10 protein-coding genes are annotated in these 12,710 nt (G+C 51.4%); 5 read left to right on the top strand and 5 right to left on the bottom strand.

The window, feature by feature from the left end; genetic code table 11:
* Nucleotides 1-8: 8 nt before the first annotated feature.
* Complete coding sequence (aspA, locus tag EDM59_RS02430; protein WP_092266564.1) at nt 9-1,433, bottom strand: aspartate ammonia-lyase; 1,425 nt, start codon at nt 1,431-1,433, stop codon at nt 9-11.
* A gap of 159 nt (nt 1,434-1,592) precedes the next feature.
* Between aspA and EDM59_RS02425 the strand changes: the two genes are divergently transcribed.
* Nucleotides 1,593-2,090 carry a Gmad2 immunoglobulin-like domain-containing protein gene (locus tag EDM59_RS02425; RefSeq protein ID WP_122922188.1) on the top strand — a complete coding sequence of 166 codons (498 nt, stop codon included), beginning with the start codon at nt 1,593-1,595 and terminating at the stop codon, nt 2,088-2,090.
* Nucleotides 2,091-2,149: 59 nt separating this feature from the next.
* Here the strand turns inward: EDM59_RS02425 and EDM59_RS02420 are convergent, their stop codons facing one another.
* Both EDM59_RS02420 and EDM59_RS31565 read right to left on the bottom strand, forming a co-directional pair.
* Nucleotides 2,150-3,733, bottom strand: coding sequence for a PTS sugar transporter (locus EDM59_RS02420; protein ID WP_122922187.1), 1,584 nt, complete (start codon nt 3,731-3,733; stop codon nt 2,150-2,152).
* A gap of 269 nt (nt 3,734-4,002) precedes the next feature.
* The gene (locus EDM59_RS31565) at nt 4,003-4,128 is read right to left on the bottom strand and encodes a hypothetical protein (protein WP_258957551.1); all 126 of its coding nucleotides are present in this window, start codon (nt 4,126-4,128) and stop codon (nt 4,003-4,005) included.
* 123 nt (nt 4,129-4,251) lie between these two features.
* Between EDM59_RS31565 and EDM59_RS02415 the strand changes: the two genes are divergently transcribed.
* Nucleotides 4,252-4,992 (top strand): YwaF family protein, encoded by a 741-nt coding sequence (locus EDM59_RS02415; RefSeq protein ID WP_122922186.1) that lies wholly within the window; start codon nt 4,252-4,254, stop codon nt 4,990-4,992.
* A gap of 67 nt (nt 4,993-5,059) precedes the next feature.
* Nucleotides 5,060-5,959, top strand: a complete 900-nt coding sequence (locus EDM59_RS02410) for an SDR family oxidoreductase (RefSeq protein WP_122922185.1) — start codon at nt 5,060-5,062, stop codon at nt 5,957-5,959.
* Between the two features lie 90 nt (nt 5,960-6,049).
* Here the strand turns inward: EDM59_RS02410 and EDM59_RS02405 are convergent, their stop codons facing one another.
* Nucleotides 6,050-6,931, bottom strand: coding sequence for a LysR family transcriptional regulator (locus tag EDM59_RS02405; RefSeq protein WP_122922184.1), 882 nt, complete (start codon nt 6,929-6,931; stop codon nt 6,050-6,052).
* A gap of 146 nt (nt 6,932-7,077) precedes the next feature.
* Between EDM59_RS02405 and EDM59_RS02400 the strand changes: the two genes are divergently transcribed.
* Complete coding sequence (locus EDM59_RS02400) at nt 7,078-7,977, top strand: DMT family transporter (RefSeq protein ID WP_122922183.1); 900 nt, start codon at nt 7,078-7,080, stop codon at nt 7,975-7,977.
* Nucleotides 7,978-8,104: 127 nt separating this feature from the next.
* Entirely contained in the window at nt 8,105-10,816 is a 2,712-nt protein-coding gene (locus tag EDM59_RS02395; RefSeq protein WP_122922182.1) for a phosphoenolpyruvate synthase, read from the top strand.
* Nucleotides 10,817-10,943: 127 nt separating this feature from the next.
* Here EDM59_RS02395 and EDM59_RS02390 read toward each other — a convergent pair whose 3' ends face one another.
* On the bottom strand, nt 10,944-12,542 hold the full coding sequence (locus EDM59_RS02390) for an amidohydrolase (RefSeq protein WP_122922181.1): 1,599 nt from the start codon (nt 12,540-12,542) through the stop codon (nt 10,944-10,946).
* Nucleotides 12,543-12,710: the final 168 nt, after the last annotated feature.

Here is a 12,710-nt window from a genome sequence, read left to right as displayed (position 1 = left end):
TATCGGTCCTAGTCTCGGTCGAGCAAGGATGCGCCTGCGATTCCAGGGTGAGTCATTTCGAACGGATCGAGGATCAGATCCAGTTCTTCTTCGGTCAACACATTGTGCTGGAGGCACAGATCGCGGACGGATTTTCCTGTCAAAATCGCTTCACGCGCGATGCGGGCAGCCGTTTCATAGCCCAGATGCGGGTTAACTGCCGTGATGACGCCTACGCTTTTCTCTACGTATTCTTTCATCCGCTCGCGGTTTGCTTCGATACCAGACAGGCAGTGCTGCGTAAACACACGGAACGCATTGTCCATGATGCTGATCGATTGCAGCAGGTTGAACACCAATACCGGTTCCATGACGTTTAGCTCCAGCTGACCCGCTTCGGAAGCCAGGCAAATGGTATGGTCGTTCCCGATGACTTGGAATGCCACTTGGTTGATCACTTCAGCCATTACCGGATTGACTTTACCTGGCATGATCGAGGAACCAGGCTGACGTGCTGGCAAGGAAATTTCTCCGAGACCTGCACGTGGACCAGATGCCATCAGACGAAGATCGTTCGCCATTTTGGACATGTTCATCATGCACACTTTCAAGGCAGCCGAAACTTCTGTGTACGCATCCGTGTTTTGGGTTGCATCTACCAGATGCTCGGCACCCGTCAGCGGGAAGCCCGTGATTTCAGCCAGCTGCTTCACAACTGTCGTGATGTATTTTGGATCTGCATTCAGCCCTGTCCCTACTGCCGTTGCCCCCATATTCACTTCGTACAGGTGCTGACGGGATTGCTTGATGCGTTTCATATCGCGCTCAAGCACACGACGGTAGGCTTCGAATTCTTGTCCCAAACGGATCGGTACGGCATCCTGCAAATGCGTGCGGCCCATTTTGATGACGTCATCAAACTCCGTTGCTTTTTGACCAAAAACATCGTGCATTTCTTCCATTGTCACCAACAGCTTTTCCAACAGATCCAGCGTTGCGATGTGGATCGCGGTCGGGAATGCGTCATTGGTGGACTGGGACATATTTACATGAGTGTTCGGACTGAGATGGAAGTAATCTCCCTTTTTCTCTCCCAGAATTTCCAACCCTCTGTTTGCGATGACTTCATTGGCATTCATGTTGATGGAAGTTCCCGCACCACCCTGAATCGGGTCTACGATGAACTGGTCATGCCATTTTCCTTCGATGATTTCCTGCGCAGCTGCGACGATCGCATTTCCCAATTTCGGGTTCAAACGAGATACTTCCATGTTGGCAATCGCTGCTGCTTTTTTTACCATAGCCATCGCGTTGATCAAGGAAGAGTGCAGGCGGTAACCGGTAATCGGAAAGTTTTCCGTTGCACGCATAGTTTGTACACCATAATAGGCATGTACAGGGATTTCTTTTTCTCCGAGAAAATCTTTCTCGATTCGATGCGTTTGTTCAGCCATTCTTTTTCGACCAGCTTTCTGCGGATAGTGGATATTGCTTCCTCACCATTCTAACATAGAAATCCCGTTGTGGACGTTTTCCTTGGAACACTCACGCTTGTTTTCACGTCTTAGTATGTGAGAAGTCTCACTATAATCTCGACAGAAGAGAGGGATTTCATGAAAAAGGTTTGGATCCTCCTGTTGACCTTCTTTCTCCTGCAGGGGTGCACGGGTGAAGGACGGGGAGAACCTGCGACTCCGTCTGCTCCTGAAAAGCCGCCAGTGACCGTACCGTCTGAAACGCCTGCGCAGCCTGAGAATCCACCTGCACCAAAGGAAGAGGCGCCGAAAACAGAGCCGACACCTTCTGCTTATGCCAACGAGATATTCCAAGAAGTTACGGTCAAAAAAACCGGAACCGATACGTTTGAAGTCAAAGGGAAAGCCCGCGTCTTTGAGGGTGTCGTCAGCTATGTAGTCGAGGATGGACACAATGAGCTTACCGAAGGCTCTATTCAAACCTCTGCGGGGGCTCCGGAATGGGGAGCGTTTTCCCACACGATTCAGGTGAAAAAAGCAGAGCCGAACACAACTCTTACCCTGATCCTGTTTGAAACAAGCATGAAGGACGGAAGCCGGCGCATGGAGCTGATTCTTCCCCTCCCGGAAAAATAGAATCCGATAGCCAAAACCCCCTGACTCCTTCTCAGTAAGGGAACGTCAGGGGGTTGGTTTTATGCGCTTATCTTTTCATCGATCGCTTGCATGCTTTTCTTTTTGGCGATCTGGTTTGCGATCAACGTAATGATCAAGGAGCAAACAAGTCCACTTGCCATCGCTACGATAAAGCCCATCATGTTGTTGGAAAGTAATGGCGCCATCACGGACGGTACATACGCCGTCCCACGTACATCAAACACACCCACCATCATTCCGGCGATCCCGGAGGACACGATGGCTCCCGCGAAGACCAGCTTGTTCGAGAACATAAACGGATATGCCGCTTCGACGAATGTACCAAAGCCCATGTTAATCAGGAAGCCAGGGGTTGCGACGGTCGCCTCACTCTTGTCTCGCGGCAAAAGGATGTTGGCCAGTGTAATTCCAGCCGAAACCATGACCAATCCCACCATGTCTACTGCGCCCAGAAAGCTGTTCCCGGTCTTCTCCATTTCCAAAAGTACGATGGGGAGAATCGCAGCGTGGTACACTCCCCCGATGATGGCTGGCCAAATCAGCAAGCCTGCAATAAGCCCTGCCAGAATCGGGCTGTACGCGACAGCTCCCTCGATCAATACTTTGACCCACTCCCCTGCCTGCAGGGCGATAGGAGCCAGCAAGTAGTACACAATCAATCCTGCGATCAAACCGGATACGCCACCCGCGATAATATTGACCGTCGTGGTCGGAAATTTCCATTCTACGCATTTGCGGAACAGCACATTCACGAGAAGACCTGCGCCAATCCCGCCGATCATGCCACCGATAATGCCGCCATCCATCGACAGGATCCCTGCCAGTACACCGGCTACGACGGATACCTCCTCCATGTCCGACACTTGTTTGGCTGCTACCGCTGCAATGACGACAGGCAAAGCCTTGATCAATACATCGAAAACGCCGCTCAGCATGTCCAGCCCGGGTATTTTACTTACCGCCAAGACCAAAGCCAGCGCGATAAACCCTGGGAGAGATGACATCATGATCCCGCGTATGTTGATTCGTTTCCATGGGCTGGCCGAAATGCTTCCCGAGCCGGTATCACCGATCAACGGGCGATACGATATTCCCCAATGCTTGGAAAAAGCCGTAAGGAAGCTGATCGCACGCGTCCGGTTCGTCGTTCCTGTCGTGCCGGAAGTGAGGATTACCTGGGCTCCTTTTGCACTGATCAGTGCCATGGAGGTCCCACCCGTCCCCACGATCGGAATATGCTTCTCTACCGCAGCTTGAACGGTCAGCTGATTGGCTCCATTCGGATCCGCGCTCATGCTGATAAGCCCATCCAGTTGACCGCTGCGCAAGGCATCCGCGATAGATTCGTCTGACTCCCTCGCATACTGGTTGCATTCTTCCAATGTTCCGGTAAAGCGGACAACGGGCGTACTCGATAAAGCATCCCAGCTATAAACGGCTGCAGGTGTATCCTTGCCTGCTCCATCCATGGAAGACTGGGCTGCAATGAACTGTATAGCCGCTATCTCTACGCCAGCTGAGTCTGCCTGTATACGTATCTCGGACAGAAGCTTTTTCGGATCTGCTCCTCCCAAATTGTAAAGATTCCCTCCACTACTCCCAATAATTGCAATCCGTTTCATCTTGTTTTTAGTCCCCTCGTTTTCACTTTGGTAAAGCGTTGCTCTGGTAGATAATTATAGCTTTACTTTAGTGAAGCGAAAAGGGAATTTCAATACTTTCTGTCTTTTTATCGAGGGAACGAACCGAACTGGGAATGCATGGTATAATGAAGGGCATTGTTTTCTTGTTTATTGTCAGAAAAGTCATAACCCCCTTCGCAAAGGAAGAGGGCTATGGCAGGCAAGTCAGTTATATGGTGCGGGACGCTTTGGTGCCCGAAGTCATGTTGTTACTTTTGCTCGTCTTGTTCTTCTTTGAAGCATTCCATGCACAGAGCACCGTTGTTCTCGATTTCATACTCTGTCAAGCGAGCCTGGCAAGATTTGCATTGTTTTTCAGTTAATACCAAGTTCACAATTATATCCCCTCTCATTGATGTACGTTGGTCCATTTTTATTATAACCGATGCTTTATATGGTTTTGTGTTAAAATTTCGTGAATTCTTTCAATTAACTTTTTATTCCATTCGGAGGAAGCCATGACCTCATCTTTTCTTTCAGCCGAGATCACCACGGAGCCTTTTCAGTTATTTTCGGCCAGTCACGTGAGCTGTGTCCTACTCGTCTTCGCCGCTGCTGCTCTTCTTTATCAGCTCCGCCGCCGTATTCAGCCTCCAAGGATAGATGCTTTTTGCCGGCTCGCTCTCGCCAGCTTGCTCGTCTTAACCGAAATTGGGTTTCAGCTTTGGCTCGTTTGGACCCATACGTGGACGCGATCAGAAGCTCTTCCCTTGCAGCTGTGCAGCGTCATGCTGATTTTTTCCGTATTCATGCTTGTTTCCAACAGCTACCGCTTGTACGAGATCACGTTTTTTGCCGGCTTGATTGGCGCAGGTCAGGCGCTGATTACCCCGGAGCTTTTTTACCCATTTCCCCACTTTCGCTTCTTTCACTTTTTCCTCGCACACGCCTGCATTGTGCTCGCGTGCCTGTACATGACCTGGGTAAAGAACTACCGTCCTACGGTTTGGTCCATCGGGAAAAGCATGGTCATGCTGAATTCGCTGCTCTTGATTGCGCTTATCGTGAATCGGTTTACAGGTGGAAATTATTTGTTCGTCGCTCACAAGCCTTTTCAGCCAACGCTTATGGATTATCTCGGTCCTTATCCTTGGTATATCCTATCGCTTGAAGGAGTCGCACTCGGTTTGTTCTTCTTGCTGTATCTGCCATTTTGGATTCAAAAACGCCGGGCAGCGCGGCAGTCACTGGGTGCCTAGCATCGGAACCTTCCCTCATCTGGGCGAATATCATGCCCATATCCATCGATCTTTGGAGGGATCTGACTTGTATCCGATGTACCCGTATTACAGCTATAAGACTTCGTGCGAGGAGCAGCCTCTTTCATTTCCAGCCCAGCATCAGGACCGCCAGCCTGGAATGGAATATCTGATGGTGCCCCGACCCATTTTTGATAATCCTGCCTACATGGGGAGCGGGAAGCTAAAGAACAAAGTGGCCATCATCACCGGCGGAGACAGTGGGATCGGGCGTGCTGTGGCTGTTGCCTTTGCAAAAGAAGGTGCCGATCTTGCAATCGCCTATCTCGACGAACACATAGATGCGGAAGAGACAAAAAAGGTCGTGGAAGGTTACGGCAGCCGATGCCTGCTCTTGCCAGGAGATTTGCGCGAGGAGGCCTGGTGCCAGGAGGTCGTGCAAAGAACGGTCATCACGTATGGCAAAGTCGACATCCTCGTCCTCAGTCAGGGCGTGCAATTTCCTCAATCCTCCATTTTAGGGATCAGTAAGGAGCAGCTCGAGGATACGTTTCGCACCAACATTTATCCCCATTTTTTCCTGACCAAGGAGGCCCTTCCCTTTCTGCAGCCAGGCAGCTCGATCATCAGCACAGCATCTGTGACAGCCTATGCCGGTCAGCCACTACTGGTTGACTATTCTGCAACCAAAGGTGCCATTGTTTCCTTTACCCGCTCCCTCTCTCTACAAGTGGTGGGGCTCGGAATCCGCGTAAACGCAGTTGCACCCGGGACGGTCTGGACGCCCCTACAGGTTTCCAGTTATTCCGCCGAGTACATCACCACCTTGGGGACGAATGCCCCTATGCGCCGAGCAGGTCAGCCGTTTGAACTGGCTCCGACCTATGTGTATCTCGCCTCTGACGATTCCGGCTTTGTGACCGGCCAGGTCCTGCATGTGAATGGCGGAGTCATGACAGAAACTTAAAGGAGATTCCTGGTGCAGCTGTCCATCCAACCTCACCGAAGCGACTAGCCCCTTACCTACTATACGGTAAGGGGCATTGCTTGGTTTCATTCAAACTGCCACATGCCCCTTTATCCACTCCGTTACGGTTGTCAAGAACCGTCGTGACGCTGGTGACATTTGCTCCAAGGAAGGAACGGCCATTCCAAGCGTCCGAAAGTGCTCCCCCTGAAGTGGAATCGCCCGAATATTTGAGGGCAGCCGAAACAGAATCATCTCCGGGAGAATGCTGATGCCGAGGCCGTTTTGCACCATGGCGATAATGGCGTGGTCGTCGCCTAGCTCGTACTTTACTTGCGGCGTAAACGCATACTGTTTAAAAATACGTTGGATATCGTTGTCACAGCCTGGTTTCGGCATGATAAAGATCTCCTGCTGCAAATCGTATATGGAGAGAGTCTCTTGCCCGGCCAGCGGGTGGTCCTCGTGCAGGAGAACATACATGCGATCCCGATGCAAAGTGATCGTTTCCAGTCCTTCTAAAGTAGGAACCGAAACGAATCCAAAATCGATAGCCCCTGTCAGAGCCCAATGTTCGATGTCATCATAGTAGCCTTCATGGAGCTTGATTTCAATCTCCGGGTATTGATCCTGAAACTGCTTGAGGATTCCCGGCAGCCACTGCGTAGAGACACTGGTAAAGGTGCCTATGCGCACGGTTCCTACTTCGATGCCATTGATCGCGGAAACCTCCTGCATCATCTGCTCGTTCCATTTCAGGATTTCTCTCATGTATTTGAGCAGCCGCTCCCCGTTGCTCGTCAAGCTGACTCCTGCTCTTCCTCGCGTCAAAATCGAGAAGCCGTACTCCCTCTCCAGACTGGCGATTGCGTGGCTGATCGCAGACTGTGTCAGCCCTAGGACTTCCCCTGCTTTCGTCAGACTTCCCGACTCCATCACGGTGACGACGACTTCAAACTTGCCAAGGCTCATCTCGTGGCCCCCTTTCTATCAATTCTTCTCATGCAAACAATGATAAACATTCATTTTCTTTATTTATACGATACACGTATACTTGAATCCATACCATATCCGGTTCAGCCACAATCGCTGTCCGGGTTCTAGGGGGACGTTTCACCATGAAGCCTCAAGTAAAGGCTGATCTCGCCATGCTGCTCGTTACTCTTTTTTGGGGTTCCTCTTACTTGTTTATGCAAATGGGCCTGACCGACCTGCAGACGTTTAACCTGATTGGCCTGCGGTTTGGGATCGCCTTTGTGATCGCCGCACTGTTTTTTCATAAACGGCTGCGAAAAACGACCCGAAAAACCATTTTCCACGCCTTCATTATGGGGGCGATCCTGTTCGGTGTCTTTGCAACCGTAACCGAGGGAGTGAAAACGACGACCGCTTCGCAAGCAGGCTTCCTGGTCAGTCTCACGGTCATTCTCGTTCCGTTGCTCTCCATCTTGCTGAAGAACAGGCCAGAGACCCGTGTATTTTTCGGTGCGGGTATTGCCTTGATCGGGATCGGTCTTTTGACACTAACCAAGGAGCTGCACATCACCCAAGGAGATGCCTTGTGCATGGCGACCGCCGTTTTCTACGCGACACATATCATCCTTACAGGCAGATTGGCGCCCCAAACGGATGCGATCCTGCTTGGCATTTATCAGCTAGGGTTTGCTGGACTTTTTGGATTTCTTCTGTCTTACCTCGTGGAAACACCAAAGCTTCCTTCTACCCCGAAAGCTTGGCTCGCCGTTCTAGCCCTCAGCATCCTGTGCAGTGCCATCGGATTCGTCGTGCAGACCGTCGCGCAAAAATACACGTCCCCGACCCATACCGGACTGATTTTTTCGTTAGAACCCGTCTTCGCGGCTCTCTTCGCCTTCCTGATATCGGGTGAAACGCTCACGGTCAGAGGCTATATCGGCGCAGCCCTTGTGCTTATCAGCGTGCTTATTGCGGAATTCGACCTCAAGCGATGGCTGGCTGGCAAAAGAAGCACGCTGCCCAAGCAAGACCTCCCGCTGTAACGGGGGGTCTTTCCTTTCTTCCTCTTTCCTCCCGAATCCTCCTCTTCTCCCTCATAAACTTACAAACACAGGGCATACTTTTGATGGTTTCTACGCTCATTTCTCGCGCATGACGGAGGTAATTCCTTTGAGCCCATACGTTCTTCCCTTTCAAGCTATCGATAAAGATTCCCTCTCGCTCGTCGGTGGAAAAGGCGCCAACCTCGGTGAACTGACGAAAGCGGGCTTTCCTGTACCCGGAGGCTTTTGTATTACGACAGCAGCTTTTCAAACGCTGATGGAAACAAGCAATGACCTGCAATCGTATCTGGCTTCTCTCGATGAACTGGAGCCCGCTGATCTGGAGGGGGTCCGTAGAATTGGAAAAGAGCTTCGTCTACATATCGAATCCCTCGTCATCCCTGAAGAAATTTTGTCTGCTGTTTTGACGCAATGGACCAGTCTAGGAACCATGCATGCCTATGCCGTACGTTCCAGCGCGACCGCAGAAGACCTGCCTACCGCCTCCTTCGCGGGACAGCAGGAAACCTTCCTCAACGTAAAAGGTGAGCTTCAGCTTATCTCGGCCATTCGTGGCTGCTGGGCTTCTCTTTTTTCGGATCGCGCCATTGTTTATCGGATGAACAATGGGTTTGATCATCGCGAGGTTCTCTTGTCGATCGTCGTGCAGCAGATGGTTTTCCCTGATGTGTCAGGCATCATGTTTACCGCCGATCCAGTCAGTGGGCATCGCGATGTGATCACCATCGAGGCAAGCCTTGGCTTGGGAGAAGCTCTCGTCTCCGGCCTGGTATCTCCAGACCGTTATCAGCTGAAAGCTAACGAGATCATCGACAGGCATATTGCCGCGAAGAAAGTGGCGATTTACGGATTGGCTCAAGGCGGAACGGTCAAGTCCGACATCCCGTTTTCCGAACAAATGAAGCAAGCTTTGCCTGATGATCGCATAGGGGAGCTGGCGGATCTGGGCAGAAAAATTGAGAGTCACTACGGAACCGAACAAGACATCGAGTGGGCATTTGCCGAAGGAAAGCTCTATATTCTCCAAGCTCGGCCGATTACCTCTCTCTTTCCCATCCCCGATACGTCGGATAATCAGTTTCACGTCTTTCTGTCGTTTGGCCACCAGCAAATGATGACAGAAGCGATGTCTCCCATGGCGATCTCCCTCTGGAAACAGCTCATGCCTGCTGGAGAAGGCATTGGAGGGGGAAAGCGTCGCCGTACGTTTGTGGAGGCAGGGGGCCGGCTCTTTATCGATCCGACAGAGATGCTGCAGTATGATTTCGCGCAAAAGTTTTTCCCCAAGATGATGGGATCCATGGATGAACTGATGAGCATGGCGTTGTCAGACGTTTTAAAGCGCGATCATTTTCACAAGACCATTTCCATGGAGCCGATGAAGAAGCAGTTGTTTCAGGCTGCTGGCCCTCTCGTTACGATTCTGTTGAAAGACTTCATGAGAGAAGACAGCGAGCATGTATACAGCAATATTTTGGAGTTCATGCGCAAACGTTTACGCGGGACTCGCGAACAGCTAGCCTCCGTTCACGGTGCTGAAAAAATCAAGGCGCTTGAAGAGAATGCAAGTCATCTCATGATGGATCTGTTTGCCCATGATATTCATTACTTCGTTACAGGCATGCTGGCGTTTCAGCTGATTCAGCTGTTTTCTGCCTGGTGGCTGGATCCACCGGAAGATTTGCAGCCTCTGCAAAAGTCGCTGCCTCATAACGTTACCGCGGAAATGGGGCTGCGCTTAGGCGATTTGGCTGATGCTGCACGCCCTTATCCCAAGCTGATTGCGTATTTGCAGCAGGCCAAGAAGCAAGACTTTTACCAAGGTCTGGAGCAGGTCGAGGGTGGAGACGTCTTTCGCCAGGAGCTGGATAAATTTCTGGACAACTTCGGTGCCCGCTGCCCAGGAGAAATCGATCTGGCAAAACCGCGTTGGCGAGAAGATCCCTCCATGCTGCTGTCTTCCATCTTGGGACATTTGCGGACCGTCGAGCACGGCGAGCACCGTGAACGGTTTAAACAAGGAGCTGTCAAAGCCGAAGAAACCATCAAGCGTATTCTCGAACGCGTCAAGGAAACACCTGATGGCGACTTCAAGCACTCCTTTTTCAAGCGGCTGCTTACGCTGTATCGCAACATCGGCGGCTTGCGGGAAAATCACAAGTTTGTCATCGTCCTCCATTTTGATCTCTACAAAAAAGCCATACGGGAAGAAGCAAAAGGCCTCGTAGAGAAAGAGACGCTTGCGGATGAAAAGGATGTCTTTTTCTTGAGCCTAGGCGAGCTGAAAGAGGTGTTGGACCATACCTTTTCAGGTGATCTCCCTGCTTTGATTCAGTCGCGCAAGCAGGCCTATGAGCATTATCAAAAGCTCACCCCTCCCCGGGTCATGACGAGCGAGGGAGAAATCATCGTCGGCAAGAGGGATCTTTCCTCGTTCCCGGAAGGTGCCCTCGCCGGTACACCTGTTTCTCCGGGGGTCGTGGAGGGATACGCGAAAATCGTCTTGAAACCGGAAAGCGCGTCTCTGCAGCCGGGCGAAATCCTGATCGCTCCTTTCACAGACCCGGGCTGGACGCCGTTGTTCCATCAAGCAAAAGGTCTCGTGATGGAGGTCGGCGGAATGATGACACATGGTGCTGTCGTAGCCCGGGAATATGGAATCCCGGCGGTCGCGGGAATCGATGGGGCGACTCGGGAGATCAAGGATGGACAATGGATTCGTTTAGATGGAACGCAGGGCTACGTGCTTGTAACCGAAGAACCGAAACAGCAAGACCAAGGATTGCAACAACAGGTAACCCCAACACCCACACCATGACAAAAAGGAAAAAGAGCGGGTAACCGATGCCAAAGCGCTTGGCATTCTGTTACCCGCTTTCTCTTTCATGCTTCCTAGCTAAAATCGGTCATAGGCTTCGACTGGCCTGCTAAACTGCCCTCCCCGTCTATCGAGAGTAGCAAACCTGTCCCCCAATGACCGTCATTTCAATTTTGGTCTCCAAGAGCGCATCAGGGTCCATCGAGAACAGATCATGGGAGTACACCGTCATATCGGCAAACTTTCCGCGCGTCAGTGTACCTTTCAGGTGGTCTTCACCCGTGACCGTGGCGCTTCCGAGGGTAAACAGATGGATGGCTTCCTGCATGGTCAGCTTTTCATGCGGGAGATAGCCACCATGAGTATCTCCTGGCGCTTTTCGTGTGACAGCTGCATGAATACCAAGCAGCGGGTCGATTGGTTCTACCGGCGTGTCGGATCCAGCCGCGCAAATGATTCCTTTTTCCATCATCGTTTTCCAGATGTACGAATATTGCATGCGCTCCTCGCCTACCCGATCGATGACCCAAGGGAAGTCACCCGCCAAAAAGCGTGGCTGAATATCGGCAATGCGGTGAGGGAGTGCGAGACGATCCAGCAAATCCGGACGCAGGATTTGTGTATGGATGAGGCGATCCCGATAGGCGACAGGAGAGAATTGATCCAGACTGTCTAAAACCATTTCCAATGCCTTGTCTCCAATTGTATGGACAGCGATTGGCATTTCGAGCTCACGGGCTTGACGTACCAGCTCTGTCAAAGCCTCCTGCTCATGTACCGGATAGCCGCTAGTCGTTGCATCATCCGCATACGGTGCCGACAAATACGCGGTTCGACGCCCCAGTGCACCATCTGCAAAGATTTTGACAGCCCCAATATTCACATGATGATTCCCGTAGCCTGCCCGCATCTGCGTTTCCCGAAGCTCAGGGAGACTGGTGTAATAAACGAGCAGGTTGCAGCGCAGCGCAAGATTTTCCCCATTGATCAGCTCATCGTACAGACGATAGGTCTGAATGAGGCCCCCCAAATCCCGGCAGTCTTCCGTATGAGCACCTGTCAATCCATGCGCAAGCGCATAACTTACAGAACCGCGCAAAGCATTCTTCAAGGTTTCATAGCTCGGTTTTGGGATGTGCGGAGTAATCAGGTTGGACGCTGTCTCGAGCAGCATACCTGTCGGCTTCCCCGTAGCCGGATCATGCACGATCACGCCACCTGCCGGAACAGCCATGTCGGGATGGTAGTTGCTCAGCTCCAGCGCTTTGCTGTTCACGAGATTGGCATGTCCACAAATGCGCGACAAAAGAAGCGGACAGTGTGGCGCTACCAGATCCAGCTCCTCGATCGTAGGAATTCCCCCGCCACCGACGAACAGGTTTTCATCCCAGCCAAAGCCTTGTATCCATTCATTCGGAGCGGTTTGCTCCGCTTTTTGTTTAATCAGGAAGAGCATCTCATCCTTGGACGTCGCTTTGCTCAGATCGAGCTGTTGAAAGGTCAACCCCAGCCAGCCCAGATGAAGATGGCTATCGATCAGTCCCGGTGTTGCGGTTTTGCCCTGAAGATCGACAATCTGTACATCGCTTTGACCCCATTGGAGTGTCATATCCGCATGCGTGCCCAAATCATGCACAATCCCATCTTTGACGACAATCGCTTCTACGAACAGGTGCTGCGGATCCCCCGTATAAATGCGTCCATTGGTAAAAATTGTGGTGGCCATGTCATTGCTCCTTTGTTTTAGCTTTTCACCTTCTCCTTATTTGGGTAACGAGTTGCCCTTTTCCTTCCTGTTGTCAAAGATTTTTGTTTTTTCTGTTTCATGAAAACAACGGCAAGGAATGGAAAATGCCGGATTACCGTCTATTCCCTGTCTCAATCGGGCAGGTTA

The organism is Brevibacillus nitrificans (assembly GCF_003710965.1).
GTDB lineage: Bacteria > Bacillota > Bacilli > Brevibacillales > Brevibacillaceae > Brevibacillus > Brevibacillus centrosporus.
The sequence above is the reverse complement of the archived record's forward strand: the minus strand, read 5'-3'. Positions and strand labels throughout refer to the sequence as shown.

Excerpts from the sequence above, each read along its gene's own strand:
- EDM59_RS02400 (WP_122922183.1), top strand. The coding sequence starts at position 7,078 with ATGAAGCCTCAAGTAAAGGCTGATCTCGCCATGCTGCTCGTTACTCTT.
- EDM59_RS02420 (WP_122922187.1), bottom strand. The coding sequence starts at position 3,733 with ATGAAACGGATTGCAATTATTGGGAGTAGTGGAGGGAATCTTTACAAT.
- aspA (WP_092266564.1), bottom strand. The coding sequence starts at position 1,433 with ATGGCTGAACAAACGCATCGAATCGAGAAAGATTTTCTCGGAGAAAAA.
- EDM59_RS02425 (WP_122922188.1), top strand. The coding sequence starts at position 1,593 with ATGAAAAAGGTTTGGATCCTCCTGTTGACCTTCTTTCTCCTGCAGGGG.
- EDM59_RS02415 (WP_122922186.1), top strand. The coding sequence starts at position 4,252 with ATGACCTCATCTTTTCTTTCAGCCGAGATCACCACGGAGCCTTTTCAG.
- EDM59_RS02390 (WP_122922181.1), bottom strand. The coding sequence starts at position 12,542 with ATGGCCACCACAATTTTTACCAATGGACGCATTTATACGGGGGATCCG.
- EDM59_RS02405 (WP_122922184.1), bottom strand. The coding sequence starts at position 6,931 with ATGAGCCTTGGCAAGTTTGAAGTCGTCGTCACCGTGATGGAGTCGGGA.